This is a genomic window from Curvibacter sp. GW821-FHT01G03, from assembly GCF_059422285.1.
This window is the reverse complement of record NZ_JBWKWP010000003.1, coordinates 73,617-91,223: the sequence shown is the minus strand read 5'-3', so window position 1 is coordinate 91,223 and position 17,607 is coordinate 73,617. Positions and strand designations below refer to the sequence as shown.

Genomic DNA, 17,607 nt, shown 5'->3' with positions numbered 1-17,607 from the left:
TTCAGCGACCCAGATCGCGCTTGATCTTGGCCAGGGGCGAATCAGGCGGGTAGACCGGGGTGATCGGCTTGGGCGAGCCCAGCATCACGCACATCAGGGCATCTTCGTCGCCGATGTTGTGCTCCTCGCGGTACACCCCCGGGGGCACCGAGATCAGGTCACGTTCACCGACCACGGTCTCCCAGCGTTGGCCGTCCTTTTCGCAGATCACCTTCATGGCGCCACGCATCACAAAGAAGATTTCTTCCACGTCGTAATGGATGTGCGAGGGGCCGATGTTGCCCGCCGGGATGACCATGGTCGAGAACGTGAAGTGGGCCGAGGGCACGGTGTTGTTGTCACTGGACACGCCGGTGCCACCGGTGCCCACGTAACGCATCTGGGCGCGACGGTACTTGGGGTCGAAATCGGCCTGGAACTTCAGGGCATCCCAGTCGTAGCGGCGGGTGGAGCGGCGGGCCACGCGCGACTCCATCCACTCGGCAAAGCTCTGGCCCGGGGCCTGCATCATGGCCTGCTGGATTTCAGCCTCGGGCGGGATGCGGGCATCCTGCAGGCCACGTTCGTTGAACACCGGCTCATTGGCCGCAGGGGTGTGGGGTGCGCTCATGGGGACTCCTTGCAAAACAGGGCGATGGGATGGGAGGGGGGGTCAGTTCATGACGAAGCCGCCATTGACCGGCAGCACCTGGCCGGTCACATAGCCGCTGCCGTCGGAGAGCAGGAACAGCACGGTGGCGACCACGTCGTCAGGCACCTGGGCCCGGCTGATGGCCCGGCCTTCGCTGTACAGGCGGTGGCGCGCCTCGGGCACGTACTCGGTGGCCTCGACCAGGGTCAGCCCCGGCGCCACTGCATTGACGGTCACGCCGTGGGCGCCAAGTTCGCGGGCCATCGAGCGCGTCATGGACATCACGGCGCCCTTGCTGGCCACGTAGGCCATCAGACGGGGCGCGCCCCACAGCGCGGTGTCGGAGGCGATGTTCACCACCCGGCCCCGACCCGAGGCCTGCAGCCAGCGCTGCGCCGCCACCGTCACCAGCCAAGGGCCGCGCACATTGACGGCCATCACCCGGTCCCAGGTGTCCACCGTGATGTCGCCCATGTCCTTGCCGCCCGAATTGGTGATGGCGGCGTTGTTCACCAAGCCATCCAGGCCACCCAGGCGTTCAGCCGCCGTGGCAGTGGCCTGCTCGATGGCTTGCGGGTCCGACACATCCATGGGCAGGTAATGCGCCACGGGCTGGGCCAGGCCCTGGTTCAGCGCGGCCGCCAGGGCCTCGCCCCGTTCATGCAGCACATCGGTCAGGGCGACCCGGGCACCGGCGGCCACACAGGCGCGGGCAAAGGCCTCGCCCAAGCCACGGGCACCGCCCGTGATGAGGATGCGGCGGCCTTCGAGAGTGGGAACGCTGGTCTGATTCATGCTTCGATTCCTGTGTCTGCCGTGCACCGCCCCATCCTGGTGATCGGGCTTTTGCTCGGCTCTTTTTGGTCTCACTTATGAAACGTTGATTCGTATTTGAATCGTAATTGTGTCACCAACCCACAATCCAGCCCTTATCCCGACTATCTCACAGGGTTTTTGAAACACCCATCGGGACTTCAAAACCTGCCTTTGCTGCCTTCCGCCAGGGGCATTTGTCCATGCGCCAGATCAACACCACAGGCATGACGACCCCATGAATACGTATTTTTACTTATTTGAAAAACAGGGGGTACTCCGTATTCTCACTCAAATAGTTTCATCTATTGATCACTGTTTCGTATATAAAACGAAAGGCAGTCATGTTCACCCACGGATCTGTTGCTCTCTTTCGCCCGCGCTCCCGCTGCGGCAGGGGTTTGGCATGAGGCACCCCATCCTGGCGCTGGCCCGTCGTTGGACAGGGGCATGCCTTACCGTGCTGGGCACATCCAGTCTGTGCCACGCGGCCCAGGGCGAGTCGCTGGAGGCCCAGCGCAGTCTGGCGACAGCGCCCTTCACGCTGGTGGCGCCATTCCCGGCCGGGGGCCCGGTGGACACACTGGCCCGCATGCTGGCCAACGGCTTGTCCGAGCGCTACAAACAACCCGCGATCGTGGACAACCGCACCGGCGCCAACGGCAACATCGGGATCGAAGCGGTCAAGCGCGCCGCCCCCACGGGCCACACCCTGCTGGTGGTGCCGGCCGGCAACCTGACCATCAACCCCACGCTGATGCCCCGCCTGGGCTATGACGTGGAGACCGACTTCAGCCCGGTGGCCTCGCTGGCCAAGGCCCCCAACGTGCTGGCGGTGAACCCGGCGGTGCCGGCGCGCACCGTCCGCGAACTGATCACGCTCAGCCAGGCCCACCCGGGCACCCTGAGTTACGCCACCCCGGGGGTGGGCTCGGGCCTGCACCTGGCTGGCGAACTGTTCAAGCAGCAAAGCGGCGCCGATTTGCTGCATGTGGCCTACAAAGGCTCGCCCCCCGCGCTCAACGATGTGCTGGGCGGCACCGTGCCCGTGATCGTGGGCAACCTGCCCACGCTGCTGCCGCACATCCAGCAAGGCAAGCTGCGCGCCCTGGCCGTGACCGACCCGGTGCGTGCCCCGCTGCTGCCGGACGTGCCTACCCTGGCCGAAGCCGGCGTGAGTGGCGTGGCCGTCACCTCGTGGTACGGCGTGATGGCTCCCAAAGGCACGCCCGAAGCCGTTCGCACCCAACTGGCCAGCGACATCAGCCAGATTCTGAACAGCCCAAGCAACAAAGCCCAGCTCGAAAAACAGGGCCTGCTTGTGTGGATCACCACAGGCGCCGCCTTTGGCGACGTCATCCGAAAAGAGACAGCCACCTGGTTGCCCGTCATCAAGAGCCGAAAGATCGAAGCCCAGTGACAGGCCGTCCTCACCAAGCCCCCTCCCCGACCCACCCCCACAACATCCCCTAGGACCCATCCCATGCCCGCGCCCACGTCCCCCCGTTTTGCCCTCCCCCGCATCGCCCTCACCCGCCGCCACACCCTGGCCCTGGCCGCCGCCGCGCTCGGTCTGTGCGCCGCCACCCAGCCGGCCCTGGCCCAGGGCTCTTACCCCAACAAGCCCATCACCCTGGTGGTGGCCTACCCGGCCGGTGGCGATACCGATGCCATGGCGCGCCTGTTCGCCGAGAAGCTCCAAGGCCGCCTGGGCCAGCCCGTGGTGGTCGACAACCGCCCCGGCGCCAGCGGCATCATCGGCAGCGCCTTCGTGTCCAAGGCGCCGGCCGATGGCTACACCCTGCTGCTGGCGCCCAGCACCTTCTCGATCGCGCAGTTGGTGATGAAGACCGGCCCAGGCTCGGGCTATGACGTGCTCAACGGCTTCACGCCCATCATCCAGACCGTCACCATGCCCATGTTCGTGGCCGCCTCGGGCGCCAGCGGCATCAAGGACATCAAGGAACTGGTGGCCCAGTCCAAGGCCAAGCCCCTGACCTATGCCACCCCGGGCAGCGGCTCGCCCATGCACATCCTGGCCGCCATGTTCACCAAGGCCAGCGGCGCCGACCTGGCCCACGTGCCCTACCGCGGCGTGGCCCCGGCCGTGAACGATGTGCTGGGTGGCCATGTGCCCCTGACCTTCATGACCCTGGGCCCCGTCGCGCCGCACCTGAGCACGGGCAAAGTCAAGCTGCTGGGCGTGGCCGACACCCACCGCTCCACCCTGGCCCCCGACGTGCCCACCCTGGCCGAACAGGGCTACAAGGACATCGAACTCACGGCCTGGCAAGGCCTGTTCGGCCCCAAAGGCCTGCCCGCCGACATCGTGAAGACGCTCAACATCCACATGAACGACATCCTGAAGATGCCCGATGTGGTCAGCAAAGTCGGCACCTTTGGCGGCCTGCCACTGGGCGGCGAGCCGGCCCGCCTCGAAAAGAGCAACGCAGCCGACCTGGCCCGTTTCGGCAAGGTGGTGAAGGACTTCGGCATCCAGGCCGATTGAGCCCTGCCCCACGCTGGTTCCCCCGCCCGGCCAGGGCCGCCCTGGCCGGACCTCCCCACGACGAAGCAGCGCTTCGTTCCATCAATCGGCACATCTCTTGGAGGAGAAGCCCATGAAAAAATCCCTCATCGTTCTGGCGGCCCTGGCTGCCGCTGGCAGCGCTTCGGCCCAGACGGCACCCAGCTCGTCGGTCACCCTGTTCGGCACCATTGACGTGGGCCTGGCCCGCGTCTCGGGCGACACCCTGACCCGCACCGGCCTGTCCACCAGCGGCGCCAACATCAGCCGCATCGGCTTTCGGGGCACCGAAGACCTGGGCGGCGGCCTGGCCGCCGGCTTCTGGCTCGAAGGCGGCCTGGACGTGAACACCGGCGCGGGCAAGAGCAGCGGCGCCTTCAGCTTCAACCGCCGCGCCACCGCCAGCCTGATGGGCGCCTTCGGCGAGGTGCGCATCGGTCGCGACGACTCGGCCACCTTCCTGAACACCCTGATCTTCGACCCCTTCCTGACCAACGGCGTGGGCGGCACCGGCACCTTTGTCATGAATGGTGCCCCGATCCAGATCAGCAATGCGGTCAGCTACTTCCTGCCGGCCAACCTGGGCGGCTTCTATGGCCAGGCCCAGGTGGCTTTTGGCGGCCAGGCCTCCAACTCGAGCACCCCCAACCTGGGTGACTACCGCGGCCTGCGCGGGGGCTATCGCCAGGGCCCGATCCATGTGGCACTGGCCACCGGCAAGCTCAAGGGCGCCACCGCCGCCGCCGACGTGACCGCCAACAACATCGCCGGCTGGTATGACTTCGGCGTGGTCAAGCCCTCGTTCATCTGGGCCAGCGAAAAGACCGCGGCCGCCAAGATCACGGCCTTCCAGATCGGCGCCAGCGCCCCGATCGGCGCCAGCGAACTGCGCGCCTCGGTGGGCCGCTACGACACGTCGGGCAACAACGCCGACTGGACCAAGCTGTCCCTGGGCTATGGCTACAACCTGTCCAAGCGCACCCAGCTTTACACCAGCTACGGCCACATCAGCAACAAGGCCGGCGCCCAGCGCGCCATCAACATCCAGGGCCTGGGCGCCGCCGGCACCTCGCTGGGCGGTACCTCCAGTGGCTACGAAGTGGGCATGCGCCACTTCTTCTGATCCGAGGTTTCTCCTAGGTTGACTTGGCCTGCCATGGCCCGGGGTTTCCCCCCGGGTCCGGCAGGCTTTTTTGCGCCCAAGGCATTCCTGGCCTGTGAAAGAATCAGGCTTTTGTCGCCGCCTGTGTCCAGCCACGTGCCCCGTCATCGCCCCCTCACGCCCTCTGCAAAACAACCTCAAACCGCGGATCTCGCCAGTCCCTGGGTCGATCTGGACGAGCACGGCAGCGGGCTGTCCGTTGACAACTTCATCACCTCCTGGATGAACCAAATCAGCCACGCGCTGCGCCGCACCCTGACGCTGAGCTATGCCGAGCCCTTTGGGGTCAGCGTGGCCGAATGGCGCATGATGGCCTTCATCGCCCACGAAGGGCGGCTGTCGCTGTCTCAACTGGCCCAGCGCTCCAGCACCGACAAAGCCCTGGTGAGCCGCACACTCAAGCTGCTGGAACAACGTGGCTTGGCACTGCTGCAGGCCAGCGGCCGCGGTCGGGCCCGCCAACTGTTGTGCCGCCTCAGCCCCGCCGGCCTGGACCTGCACGATCAGATGATCCGCATCGCGCGCGAGCGCCAAGCCGCCATGTTGCGTGTGCTCAGCCCGAGCGAACGACAAGGGCTTTACGAGGCCCTGAACAAGCTCCAGACAGAATGCGCACGTCAGGACCGGCTGAGTGAAGCACCACCACTGCAACGAAGCCCCGCTCCGCATCAAGGTCATACGATCACCGATGATTGAGGTGCTGACAATGGACTGGCGTCCAACCCGTCATTTCCGAGCAAGCCATCGCAGGTCAAATTGGTCCAGGCAGGCCTCTCGGCCCGCAGAAGGAGACGAATGAGTGAGCCCAGCCGCAGCGGCTACATCCTGCGGGCAACCGCGTTTTACCTGCTCTTCGGGCTGGGATGGATCGTGCTGTCGGACCGGGTGTTGCTGGCGCTGACCGACCCGCTTGATCTGGCCGCACTTTCGGCCGCCAAGGGCATCTTTTTCGTACTGGCCTCAGCGGCGGCCTTGTTCATGGCGCTGCGCTCCGTACCGGGGGACAAGGCAGCGGTCAACGCTGCCGGGCTGCCCGATCCCGCAACCCAGGCCAGGCTGCGCCAGCGCTGGCCCAGCTACGGGTTTGCCTTGCTGATCACCGGGTGCATGCTGCTGGTGCACCAGGCCATGAAGCCCATGGACCCGGGTCACCCCCAATTCATTCTGTTCGTGCTGCCCATCGCCCTGAGCGCGCTGGTGGGCGGCCTCGGTCCGGGGCTGATGGCCACCCTGGTGGCGCTGGTCGGCACTGACCTGATGTCACAACCCGCGCTGCACAGCCTGGCCGCCTCGCCCCAGGACCAGTTTCGCTGGAGCCTGCTGCTGGTCAACGGCCTGGTGCTGAGCCTGCTCAGTGATCGCCTGCGGCGCGCCAACCTGCGCTTGCAACGCAGCAGCCAGCTGCTCAACTCGGTCGTCACCGGCACGTCGGATGCCGTGTTCGTGAAAGATCGCCAGGGGCACTACCTGCTGGCCAATGCCGCCGCCGGGGCCTTTGTCCACCGGGCGCCGGCCAGCATGTTGGGGGTGACCGATGCACAGCTTTTCGACACGGCATCGACCAAACACCTGCGTGAACTCGACCAGCAGGTGATGCAAAGCGCCCTGGTGCAGACACACGAGGAAGGCCTGACCACGCTGGACGGCCAGCAGCGGGTGTTCATGGTCACCAAGGGCCCCGTGGTCGACGAGGCTGGCTCGGTCAGCGGGCTGTTCGGCATTGCGCGCGACATCACCCACCTGAAAGCCGACCAGGAACGCCTGCAGACGAGCGAAGCCGCCCTGCGCGAGCGCGAACAGCAACTGGCCCGGGTGCTGCAGGGCTCCGATCAGGGTTACTGGGACTGGCACCTGCCCAGCAACAGCTTCGTGGTGAGTGCGCGCTGGGAGACCATGTTGGGCTTCGAGCCGGGCGAGATGGACGTCAGCACCCACCGATGGCCCGACATCGTGCACCCGGAAGACCTGCCGACCGCCATGAGCTCGATCGAACGCCATCTGCAAGGCGAGAGCGACGCCCATGTGGTGGAGATCCGCTGCCGCACCAAGCAAGGTGACTGGCGCTGGATCCTGTCGCGCGGCAGCATCGTGCAACGCAGCGAGTCGGGGCAGCCCCTGATCATGGCGGGCACTCACACCGACATCACCGAGCGCAAGCAATCCGAACGGGCGCTGCGCGAGGCCAGCGTGGTGTTCGAGAGCAGCCACGAGGGCATCATGATGGTCAACCCGAACGGGCTGATCACCAAGGTGAATCCGGCCTTCACACGCATCACAGGCTTCTCAGAGGCCGAGGTCAGCGGCCGCTCGCCCCGCTTGCTGGCCTCGGGTCAGCATGGCGAGCCGTTCTACCAAGAGCTTTGGCGCTCGCTGCATCAACACGATTTCTGGCGCGGCGAGATCTGCAACCGGCGCAAGAACGGTGAGTTGTACGTGGCCCAGGAGACGATCTCGGTGGTGCGCGACCCTCAAGGCAAGGTGCTGCACTACATCGGCGTGTTTTCCGACATCAGCCAGCTCAAGGCGCACGAGGCCGAACTGGACCGGGTGGCGCATTACGACCTGCTCACCGGGTTGCCCAACCGGCACCTGCTGTCTGACCGCATGAGCCAGTCGATCCGGCGCTCGCAGCGCAGCGGGCATCCCAGCGCGGTGTGTGTGCTGGACCTCGATGGCTTCAAACACATCAATGATCGGCATGGTCACACGGTGGGTGACCAATTGCTGATCGGGCTGAGCACCCGCCTGCAACAGGTGCTGCGGGCCGAGGACACGCTGGCCCGCACAGGGGGCGACGAATTTGTGCTGGTGCTGTCCGAGGTCGGGTCCACCGAAGAGTGCACGCTGATCCTTGACCGCCTGCTGCTGGCGGTGCGCCAGCCCTTTGTACTGCCCCCCGAACTGTCTCTGAGCGTGAGCGCCAGCATTGGCGTGAGCCTGTACCCCGCGGACAACGCCGACCCCGACACCCTGCTGCGCCATGCCGACCAGGCCATGTACCTGGCCAAGCAGGCCGGCAAGAATCGCTATCAGTTGTTCGACCCTGAAAGCGATCGCCTGGCCCAGGCCCACCGGCAAAGCCTGGAGACCCTGGAGCGGGCCCTGGCCCAGGGCGAGTTCGTGCTGCATTACCAACCCAAGGTGGACCTTGACGGGGGCGAGGTCATCGGCGCCGAAGCGCTGATCCGATGGCAGCACCCCGAGCGCGGCCTGCTGCCCCCAGGCGAGTTCCTGCCCCTGGTCCATGGCAGCACGCTGGAACCCTCACTGGGCGAATGGGTCATCGCCAGCGCCCTGGCGCAACTCAGCCGCTGGCACAGCCAGGGGCTGAACATGAAGGTGAGCGTCAACATCAGCGCCAACCACCTGCTGAGGCCCGAGTTCTGCGCCCGCTTGGGCGAGGCCCTGGCCCGCCACCCCGAAGTGCCCCCAGCCCACCTGGAACTGGAGGTGCTGGAAAGTGCCGCCATCGCCGACATGGGCCAGGCTGTCGACATTCTGCGCAACTGCCGCGCGCTGGGCGTGCATTTTTCACTCGACGATTTCGGCACCGGCTACTCCTCGCTCACCTACCTGCGCCAGTTGCCCGTGGACACGCTGAAGATCGACCAGAGTTTTGTACGCGACATGCTCACCGACCCCGACGACCTGCGCATCGTGCAAAGCGTCATCCAGCTGGCCGGGGTGTTTCACCGACAGGTGATCGCCGAAGGCGTGGAAACCCTGGAGCATGGCGCCCGGCTGCGCCAGCTGGGCTGCCACTGCGTACAAGGCTATGGCATCGCCCGCCCGATGCCCGCCCAGAACCTGCCCGGCTGGTGCGCCGGATGGCTGCAGGCCCAGGCCTGGCAACACCTTTGACACCCCGAGCCTCTCTGGAGACCTGCATGCTGTCCCACATCTTCATCGGCATCACCGACTTCGAACGCGCACTGCGCTTTTACCGCCCTGTGCTGGCCAGCCTCGGCATCGAAGAACGCTTCTGCGAACCCGAGCGCCCCTGGGCCGGCTGGCACAGCGCCGGCGGCCAACGCCCCCTGTTCGTGATCGCCCGCCCCCACGACGGCCAGCCCCCCACCCCCGGCAACGGCCAGATGACCGCCTTCCTGGCACCCACACGCGCCGCAGTCCACGCCGCCCACGCCGCCGCCCTGGCCCACGGCGGCACCTGCGACGGCCCCCCCGGCCCCCGCCCGCACTACCACGCCCACTACTACGGCGCCTACTTCAAAGACCCCGACGGCAACAAACTCGCCGTCGCCTGCCATACCCCCGAAGACACCCCATGAACGCCCCTCAAAAAGGGCCAGGAACCAAAAACGAGGGGGCAACAAGGCCCGTTCTTCAATCAGCAGGCCTGCAACGACGCCATCAAGCCGGTGCCAAGCCATCCGAGGCAGCGGCAATGACAGGAAAAAAGTGAACAAGGGGGCCCTCAAGGCCCCTCTCTTCATCCAGCAGACCTCAAACGAAGAGGTCAGCCCGCCGCCCGGCCGCCCGAAGGCGGGCTGCGGCCCCCCTGGGGGGCTGAGTCCTGCGGCTCCAGGCCTGCCTGCGCAGGGCTGGACAGGGCGAAGAGCGTCCGCGTCTCGCGGCCGCACGTGGGAGTGACACGCAGTGCACGACCGTGGGGGCCATTTATTCAGGCCACCCCACCCTTGCCAACGACTCGTTGTCCCAACCCTTGCGCCCCGTCAGCTCTTCGCCCACCCAGTCGGGCAGGTCGACGGCCGTCTGTTCGCTGGGCAACTCCACCTCCACCGTGTACAGGCCCTCGAGACCGCCGTGGTAGCGGTCCACCTCGAAAGTGTGGCCTTGGTGCTCAATGAAGAAGCGCGTCTTCTCCAGGGCATAGGCGCCGGGTTGGCGCGCCATCTGCTGGGCATCGGCCACCGGGATCTCATACTCCCATTCGTGCCGGGTGGCGGCACTCAGCGGTGCACTCTTGAGTGTGAGCCAGGCCCGGTCCTGAGATACCCGCACCCGCACCAGCACCGCGCCCTTGGCCAGGTAGGCCTGCAGAAAATGGGAGCCGCTGAGGCCCTCCAGGATCGCCGGGGTCCTGAGTTTGAATTTGCGCTCGATTTCCAAGGCCATGGTGATTTCCTCCTGAAGGCTGCTGCTGCTTTTTGAATGAGGCCCGATTGTGTCGCACCGGCACCGGGGTGGCCGCCCTCAAAGCGCCCACATCGTCACTTCCGACGATTGAAAGTCGTGCGCAGGACAGGCACGCTGGGGGCCGATCCTCGATGATGGATGCCACCCCACTCCACCCCCAACCTGCCCCACAGATCCCATGAACCTGCATGACGCCATCGCCACGCGCCGTTCGGTGCGCGATTTTCTGGACACCCCCGTCCCCGAAGCGCTGATCCGCCGCGTGCTGGAGCACGCCTTGCGCGCCCCGTCGGGCGGCAACCTCCAACCCTGGCACCTGCATGTGCTCACAGGCGAGCCGCTCGCGAACTTCAAGGCCAAGATGCAGCAGCGCCTGCAAGACGAGGCCGCGGGCACGGCTGCGCCCGAGCCTGGCGAGTACACCGTGTACCCGCCCGATCTCGTCTCGCCCTACCGCGAGCGCCGCTTCCAGGTGGGCGAGGCCATGTATGCCGAGCTGGGCATCCCGCGTGAGGACAAGGCCGGCCGGCTGCGCTGGTTTGCCCGCAACTACGCCTTCTTCGGGGCCCCGCTGGCCTTGTTCTGCAGCGTGGACCGTCGCATGGGCCCGCCGCAGTGGTCCGATCTGGGCATGCTGCTGCAGACCGTGATGCTGCTGCTGCGCGCGGAAGGCCTGGACAGCTGTGCCCAGGAATGCTGGGCGCGCTACCCCCAGACCGTGGCTCAGACCCTGAAGCTGCCGCCCGAGCGCCTGTTGTTCGCCGGCATGGCCATCGGCTACGCCAATCCGGAACACCCCGTGAACCGCCTGCAGACCGCGCGCGCACCTCTGTCCGAGGTGGTCGAGTTCATCGGCTTCTGAGCCGCGGCGGCTGACCGGGTCCGGCCGCTCAGGCCGTGGGCAGGCGATGGTCCTTGAACTGCTCGCGCAATCGGGTCTTCAGCAGCTTGCCGGTGGCCGTGTGCGGCAGGCTGTCGACAAACACCACGTCGTCGGGCAGCCACCATTTGGCGATGCGCTCGCCCAGGTGCGCCAGCACCGACGCGGCATCGACCTCGGCGCCGGGGCGTTTGACGGCCACCAGCAGAGGGCGCTCCTGCCACTTGGGGTGCGGCAGGCCGATCACCGCGGCCTCCAGCAGGCCCGGGTGCGAGCAGGCCGCGTTTTCCACATCGATGGACGAGATCCACTCGCCCCCCGACTTGATCACGTCCTTGGCGCGGTCCACCAGTTGCAGGTAGCCATCGGGGTCGATGGTGGCGACGTCGCCGGTCGGGAAGTAACCCTCGGCATCCAGCACCTCGCCGCCCTCGCCACGAAAGTAGCCGCTGCAGATCCAGGGGCCGCGCACATGCAGGTGGCCGTAGGCCACGCCATCCCAGGGCAGGGTCTGGCCGGCCGAGTCGACGATTTTCAGATCCACCCCCCAGACGCCCCGGCCCTGCTTGAGCTTGACCTTGAGCAATGCATCGGGGTCCAGCTCGGCATGCTTGGGCAGCAGCTTGCTGATCACGCCGATGGGGCTGGTCTCGGTCATGCCCCAGCCCTGCACCACCTCGGCCCCAAAGTCGTTCTCGAAGCGCTCCAGCACCGCACGGGACACCGCCGCCCCGCCGATGCCGATGCGCTTGACCCCCAGCTCGCGTGGCTTGATCTGCGGGTTGGCGTCCAGGTACTGGAACAGCATCAGCCACACCGTGGGCACGCCTTGCGAGAAGGTACAGCGCTCGTCGCGCATCAGGGTGTAGACGCTCTGCCCGTCCAGGTGCGGCCCGGGCAGCACCAGCTTGGCACCCACCATGGCCGCGGCGTAGGGCGTGCCCCAGGCATTGGCATGGAACATGGGCACGATGAGCAGCAGCGTTTCGGACGAGCTGATGCCGAAGGTGTCGGGCGCCAGCTCCATCAGCGTGTGCAGCACGGTGGATCGGTGCGAATACAGCACCCCCTTGGGGTTGCCGGTGGTGCCCGAGGTGTAGCACAGCGAGGAGGCCGACTTCTCGTCGAACTCAGGCCAGACGTAGTCGCCGCTCTGGGCATCGAGCAGGTCTTCGAAGCACAGCAGATGGGGTACCTCGATCGCGGGCATGTGGGCCCGGTCGGTCATGGCGACAAAGGCACGAACCGATGGGAGCCGGGGCGCCAGTTGCGCCACCAGGGGCGCAAAGCCGATGTCGAAGAACAGCACCTGGTCTTCGGCGTGGTTGATGATGTAGTCGATCTGCTCGGGGAACAGGCGTGGGTTGACGGTGTGCAACACCGCCCCCATGCCCGACACCCCGTAATACAGCGCCAGGTGCCGGTGCGAGTTCCAGGCCAGCGTGCCCACCCGGTCACCCGGGCGGATGTCCAGCGCCTCCATGGCCTGGGCCACCTGGCGGGCGCGATCCCGCAGACCACGCCAGGTGGTGCGGTGGGTGGGCCCCTCGGGCAGGCGCGAGACGATCTCGGTGTCGGGGTGGAAGGTGGCGGCGTGCTCGATCAGTGACGAGATCAGCAACGGGCGGTCTTGCATCAGTCCTTGCATGGGGGATCCTCCGGGTTCGCTGCTTCAACCGCCGTACAGGCCGCCAAAGGCTTCATATTCCTTGCCGTTGAAACGCTGCAACACCTTCTTCTCGATCGGGTAGAAGTCATCGGGGCCGGTCTTGACCTCGATGCCGGGATACAGGCCCGGCGGGGTGAAGCGGAGGCTGGCGGCCTGCTTCATGATGTTTTCGCGCGTCAGGTTGTCGCCGGCCTGGCGCAACACCTGGGCCATCGTGGCGGCCACCGAATAGCCCAGCACATTGAGGGTGTCGTCGGGGTCGCCCGCCGGGTAGTACTGCTTCATCACCGCCACGTACTCGGCCACCTCCTTCACGCCCTTGGCCGCCGGGTCGGAGGGGGCCAGCAGATAGGTAGACGAAATCACGCCGGTGGCGTTGTCCAGGCCCGCCGGCTTGAGCACCGAACTCAGGGACTGCGACACGCTGACCAGGTACTGCGTGGGCTTCCAGCCCAGTTCGGCGGCCTTGCGGATGGCCTGGGCCGCGAACTTGGGCGTGCTGATGTTGAAGAACACGTCGGCCCCGGATGACTTGAAGGTGACCATCTGGCTGTCGATGGTGGGATCGGTCACCTCGTAAGTCAGGTGTTGCACGATCAAGGTCTTGGCCTTGTCGCCGAGGGCCTCGGTGAAGCCCTTCATGAAGTCCTTGCCGAAGTCGTCGTTCTGCATCAGCACGGCAATGCGGGCATTGGGCTTGGTGGCCAGGATGTGCTGCGCGTAGGCGCGAGCCTCGGCCTGGTAGGTGGGCTGCCAGCCCATGGTCCAGGGGAAGTTCTTCGGATCGCCAAAGCGCGTGGCGCCGGTGTTCACAAACAGCTGAGGGATCTTCTTGGCCGTCAGGTAGCGCTGCACCGCCATGTTCTGCGCCGTGCCCAGCGAGGCGAACATGAGCAGCACCTCGTCCTGCTCGACCAGCTTGCGCGTCTGCTCGACCGACTTGGCCGGGTTGTAGGCATCGTCCTGGGCCAGAAAGTTGATCTTGCGTCCGTTGATGCCGCCGGCCGCGTTGAGCCGATCGAAATAGGCGGCCATGGCCTTGCCGGCGGTGCCATAGGCCGAGGCCGGCCCCGAATAGGGCGACAGACTGCCGATCTTGATCTCAGTGTCGCTGGCGCCGGGGTCGTATTTCTTCTGCGCCTGCGCCACCAGGGGCAAGGCACAGGCCAGCAGCACGCCTGCGGCGGCCAGCTTGAAATGCCGACGCAGGCCGGCTTGGAAGCGAGTGAGCATGAGGTGTCTCCGAGGTGTTGTGGGCAGGCCGGGGCCAGGGCGCCCTGCGGACAGTCTGCGGGCATCGTAGAAGCCGGCTCAAGCACTCACATCGTCGGAACTGACGATATTGCCAAGGGCCCCCGGGCCGCGGTGCCGGCCCCAAGACAGGGGCTCACACGCGCGGCCCACACTGCACAGAAAACGCCATGCTGGGGAATAATGACCCGGATGACTGCTGCTGCCTCCACTTCGATCTGGGCGCCTCTGCGCCAACCCGCGTTCAGAGGCCTGTGCCTGTGTGGCGGCATCTTCTTCATTGGCAGCGGCATGCAGTCCATGGCCGCGGCCTGGTTGATGGTCGAGCTGACCGGCTCGTCATTTCTGGCCGCGCTGGTGCAGACCGCCGTGTTCCTGCCCATGTTTTTGCTGGCCTTGCCGGCCGGCGTGCTGGCCGACACCACCGACCGCCAGCGCCTGATTTCGGGTTCACTGATCGCGCTGGCCGCCGCCTCGGCGCTGCTGGCGATGCTGGTGCTGGGCGGTTGGGGTGGCCCCCACTCGGTGCTGCTGCTGATTCTGGTCTGTGGCTGCTGCCTGGCGGTGTTGACGCCGGCCTGGAACTCCTCGGTGATCGACCCGGTCCCGCGCGAGGAGTGGCCGCAGGCCATCACCGCCATCAGCATCGCCTACAACGCGGCACGCGCCATCGGGCCCACGTTGGCCGGCCTGGTGTTCACGCAGCTGGGTGCCGGCTGGGTGTTTGTGTTCACGGTCGCCTGCACGGCGGTGATGTGGGAGTCGATCCGGCGTTGGCCGCCACGCCAGCATCCCCCCTCCCGCCTGCCGCCCGAACGGCTGTGGGGCGGCACCTTGAGCGGGCTGCGCTTTGCCTGGCATTCGCGCATGGTGCTGGCCCAGTTGGTGCGGGTGATGGCCTACAGCGCGGCCGGCTCGGCCCTGTGGGCACTGCTGCCCGTGATTGCCCAGCGCCAGCTGGGCACCGGCGCTCAGGGGTTTGGCCTGCTGATGGGCTGCATGGGCACAGGGGCGGTGCTGATCGGGCTGGTGATCGGGCGGGTGCGAGCCCGCTTCGGCCTGGACCCCCTGATTGCGCTGAGCAGCGCGGTGTTCGCCGCGGCCATGCTGCTGGCGGCCTGGGTGCGCCAGTCGGCCGTGGTGTACATCGCCATGGCGTTTGGCGGGGCCGCCTGGATGGCCGCCCTGTCCACCTTCAACAGCGCCACCCAGGCCAGCGCACCGCCCTGGGTCCGTTCGCGGGCGGTGGCCCTGCACATCGTGGCCTCACTGGGGGCGTTTGCCATCGGTTCGGCTTTCTGGGGGGCCGCGGCAGAGATGGCCGGGCTCAATGCAGCGCTCACGGCCGCGGCGGTGGCCATGGCGGCCAGCGTGCTGCTGGCACGGCCGATGCCGCTGCGCATGGGAGAGCAGCATGAGGTGACCCAGGCCACGCCCTGGGAAGACTTGTTCGTGGCCCATGAACCCGAGGCCAATGCCGGCCCGGTGGCGGTGGAGCTGGGCTATCGCATCCTGCCCGGCCAGGATCGGGCCTTTCTGGACGCCGCGGCCCAACTCAAGGCCCATCGCAAGCGCGACGGCGCCACCTTCTGGCGGGTCTACAAGGACCTGGGTGAACCCTCGCGCTATGTGGAGCGATTCATCGTCAGCTCCTGGGCCGACTACCTGCACCAACGCGCCCGCTCCACACTGGCCGACCAGGCCCTGGAGGCCGAGGTGCGCCAGCACCTGGCGCCGGGCGAAAGCGTGCACATGTCGCACTACATCGCCGAGCGCTGACACCGCTGCGTCGGTATCCAGGACCACGCAGCCCAACGCTGGCCCGGAGCGACCGCCGCCTCGGCGCAAGCAACCGCAAAGGCATCAGGCCCCGGATGCTCAAGCCTCCGGGATGGCCGCAGCGGCCGGCCCCCCCGGATCGGCCATCACCACCCGGTTTCGCCCCTGGGCCTTGGCCTGGTACAGGGCGGTGTCGGCCCGCGCCACGGCTTCACTGCCTTCCTCGGGCGGGCGGTATTCGGTCAGGCCAAAAGACACCGTGAAGCGCAGCGTCTGGCCGTCCGGCAAAGGCACGGTCAGAGACTCGACATGCTGGCGCAGGCGCTCCAGGGCCTGACTGGCTTGCACCGCATCGGACACGCCCAGCAAGAGCAGGAATTCCTCGCCTCCCCAGCGCGCCAGCACATCGCCCTCGCGCAGCAACGGCACCAGCTCGGAGGCGAAACGGCGCAGCACCAGATCGCCGACCGCATGGCCACACCGGTCGTTGACCGCCTTGAAGTGGTCGAGATCGGCCAGCGCCACGCAAAAGCCGCCCCCCCGACGGGCCTGGGCGCAGCGCTCCTGCAGCTTTTCCGCGGCACGGCGACGGTTCATCAGGCCGGTCAGTTCGTCCTGGCCGGCCTGCTCGTCCAGCCGCGCCAGGGCACGCTGCAATTCGGACTTCTGCTGGCTGAGCTGGGCACGCAAGGTGCTTTGGCGCCCCGCCAGCAAGGCAAAGGCAGGCAGCACGGTCAACACGATGATGAAGTTGGCCAGCTCTTCGCCGGCCGGGTAGCGACTGGGCTGCCAGTGAGGCAGAAGGGCCATGGCCACGGCATAGAGCGACACCACGAAGGCGGTCAACCAGCGCACCTGGCGCGCCGACAGGGCAAAGATGCTGAACACCAGTGCCAGGCAGGCCATGGCCAGCGAGGGGCCTCGCATCGGACCCACGGCGGCATAGCAGGCCACAGCCGATACCGACGAGTAGGCGATCTGCGGCACGGTCAGGGTGGGGTCGCGCCAGCGCAGTCCGAACCCCAGCGACAGGCCCAGCAGCACCCACAGGGTGAGCGCCATCGACAACGGCGCCCACACCAGCACAAAGGCCCAGGCGGCATGACCCAGGCGGGCCGCAATGACCATGAACAGGATCCCGCCGATCTGGCAGAGCAGCGCGGCCACGGCCTGCAATTGCCAGTACCGGATGCGACGGGCGTCCCGCGCCGGTCCGGGGACCGGCTCTGAGGCCCGAGGAGGCGACTGCGCCTGACCCGCGGGCCAGGATGTGGTGGAAAGGTAGGACAAGTGACGGCTCCCTGCCCCTCTCAGCAAGGGGGGCTGGCTGGGGGGCTCCATGATCATGGCGCGAAGCAGCCTTGTTTGTACAGAGCCCGTCGTCTGTCAGGCCCCCATTCAGGGCCGCGACCTGCTCACGTTCGACTCACGGCGGCTTGTACCGGTGCGAGGTTCAGGCGCTCAACGGCTGGATTTTTACGCTTTTTATACGGCCCCCAGACGCAATTCAACCCGCTTTTTACGGCTGAAATCCTACGCTTGGCCCATCGTTATTCACCTCGATGGAGCGTCGACATGGACATCGCCTGGCTCGCCTGCGCAGCCTTGCTGGGAGGCCTGATGGCCGCCCTCACCCGGGGCCTGCAAGCCCTCGAACCCCGCACGGGAGCACCGTCATGAGCGCCGCCGAAGGGCTTTACGGCCTGGGCGCCGTGCTCGCTGTCGGCCTGCTGGCCTACCTCATCTGGGCGCTGATCCGCGCCGAGGAGTTCTGAAT

The 17,607-nt window shown here is 66.8% G+C and carries 15 protein-coding genes; 9 read left to right on the top strand and 6 right to left on the bottom strand.

Annotated features, from left to right (window positions below; translation table 11 throughout):
* Position 1 precedes the first annotated feature (1 nt).
* Together AC07VS_RS04695 and AC07VS_RS04690 are read right to left on the bottom strand one after the other, a co-directional pair.
* A complete protein-coding gene (locus AC07VS_RS04695) occupies positions 2-511 on the bottom strand; it encodes a cupin domain-containing protein (RefSeq protein ID WP_494658064.1) in 510 nt (169 codons plus the stop codon).
* Positions 512-652: 141 nt separating this feature from the next.
* Complete coding sequence (locus AC07VS_RS04690; RefSeq protein WP_494750309.1) at positions 653-1,426, bottom strand: SDR family oxidoreductase; 774 nt, start codon at positions 1,424-1,426, stop codon at positions 653-655.
* Positions 1,427-1,850: 424 nt separating this feature from the next.
* Here AC07VS_RS04690 and AC07VS_RS04685 point away from each other — a divergent pair, with 424 nt between their 5' ends.
* The 6 genes from AC07VS_RS04685 (at position 1,851) to AC07VS_RS04660 (ending at position 9,422) form a co-directional block, all read left to right on the top strand.
* A complete protein-coding gene (locus AC07VS_RS04685) occupies positions 1,851-2,864 on the top strand; it encodes a Bug family tripartite tricarboxylate transporter substrate binding protein (RefSeq protein WP_494750308.1) in 1,014 nt (337 codons plus the stop codon).
* Between the two features lie 63 nt (positions 2,865-2,927).
* Entirely contained in the window at positions 2,928-3,953 is a 1,026-nt protein-coding gene (locus AC07VS_RS04680; protein WP_494750307.1) for a Bug family tripartite tricarboxylate transporter substrate binding protein, read from the top strand.
* A gap of 112 nt (positions 3,954-4,065) precedes the next feature.
* A complete protein-coding gene (locus tag AC07VS_RS04675; RefSeq protein ID WP_494750306.1) occupies positions 4,066-5,094 on the top strand; it encodes a porin in 1,029 nt (342 codons plus the stop codon).
* Between the two features lie 261 nt (positions 5,095-5,355).
* Positions 5,356-5,829 carry a MarR family winged helix-turn-helix transcriptional regulator gene (locus tag AC07VS_RS04670; RefSeq protein WP_494750305.1) on the top strand — a complete coding sequence of 158 codons (474 nt, stop codon included), beginning with the start codon at positions 5,356-5,358 and terminating at the stop codon, positions 5,827-5,829.
* 99 nt (positions 5,830-5,928) lie between these two features.
* Positions 5,929-8,994 carry an EAL domain-containing protein gene (locus tag AC07VS_RS04665; RefSeq protein ID WP_494750304.1) on the top strand — a complete coding sequence of 1,022 codons (3,066 nt, stop codon included), beginning with the start codon at positions 5,929-5,931 and terminating at the stop codon, positions 8,992-8,994.
* 26 nt (positions 8,995-9,020) lie between these two features.
* Positions 9,021-9,422 carry a VOC family protein gene (locus AC07VS_RS04660; protein ID WP_492349648.1) on the top strand — a complete coding sequence of 134 codons (402 nt, stop codon included), beginning with the start codon at positions 9,021-9,023 and terminating at the stop codon, positions 9,420-9,422.
* 349 nt (positions 9,423-9,771) lie between these two features.
* Here the strand turns inward: AC07VS_RS04660 and AC07VS_RS04655 are convergent, their stop codons facing one another.
* Complete coding sequence (locus AC07VS_RS04655) at positions 9,772-10,230, bottom strand: CYTH domain-containing protein (RefSeq protein WP_019575718.1); 459 nt, start codon at positions 10,228-10,230, stop codon at positions 9,772-9,774.
* A gap of 199 nt (positions 10,231-10,429) precedes the next feature.
* Here AC07VS_RS04655 and AC07VS_RS04650 point away from each other — a divergent pair, with 199 nt between their 5' ends.
* Positions 10,430-11,113: a nitroreductase gene (locus AC07VS_RS04650; RefSeq protein ID WP_494658025.1), complete on the top strand. Its 684-nt coding sequence runs from the start codon at positions 10,430-10,432 to the stop codon at positions 11,111-11,113.
* A 28-nt stretch (positions 11,114-11,141) separates the two neighbouring features.
* Here the strand turns inward: AC07VS_RS04650 and AC07VS_RS04645 are convergent, their stop codons facing one another.
* Positions 11,142-12,779 carry a 3-(methylthio)propionyl-CoA ligase gene (locus AC07VS_RS04645; RefSeq protein WP_494750303.1) on the bottom strand — a complete coding sequence of 546 codons (1,638 nt, stop codon included), beginning with the start codon at positions 12,777-12,779 and terminating at the stop codon, positions 11,142-11,144.
* Between the two features lie 24 nt (positions 12,780-12,803).
* Positions 12,804-14,033, bottom strand: coding sequence for an ABC transporter substrate-binding protein (locus AC07VS_RS04640; RefSeq protein WP_494750302.1), 1,230 nt, complete (start codon positions 14,031-14,033; stop codon positions 12,804-12,806).
* A gap of 210 nt (positions 14,034-14,243) precedes the next feature.
* On the opposite strand from AC07VS_RS04640, the gene AC07VS_RS04635 reads away from it, so the two are divergent.
* Complete coding sequence (locus AC07VS_RS04635; RefSeq protein ID WP_494750301.1) at positions 14,244-15,830, top strand: MFS transporter; 1,587 nt, start codon at positions 14,244-14,246, stop codon at positions 15,828-15,830.
* A gap of 99 nt (positions 15,831-15,929) precedes the next feature.
* Here the strand turns inward: AC07VS_RS04635 and AC07VS_RS04630 are convergent, their stop codons facing one another.
* The gene (locus AC07VS_RS04630; RefSeq protein ID WP_494658021.1) at positions 15,930-17,120 is read right to left on the bottom strand and encodes a GGDEF domain-containing protein; all 1,191 of its coding nucleotides are present in this window, start codon (positions 17,118-17,120) and stop codon (positions 15,930-15,932) included.
* A gap of 386 nt (positions 17,121-17,506) precedes the next feature.
* Here AC07VS_RS04630 and kdpF point away from each other — a divergent pair, with 386 nt between their 5' ends.
* Positions 17,507-17,605 carry a K(+)-transporting ATPase subunit F gene (gene kdpF / locus AC07VS_RS04625; protein ID WP_492349642.1) on the top strand — a complete coding sequence of 33 codons (99 nt, stop codon included), beginning with the start codon at positions 17,507-17,509 and terminating at the stop codon, positions 17,603-17,605.
* Positions 17,606-17,607: the final 2 nt, after the last annotated feature.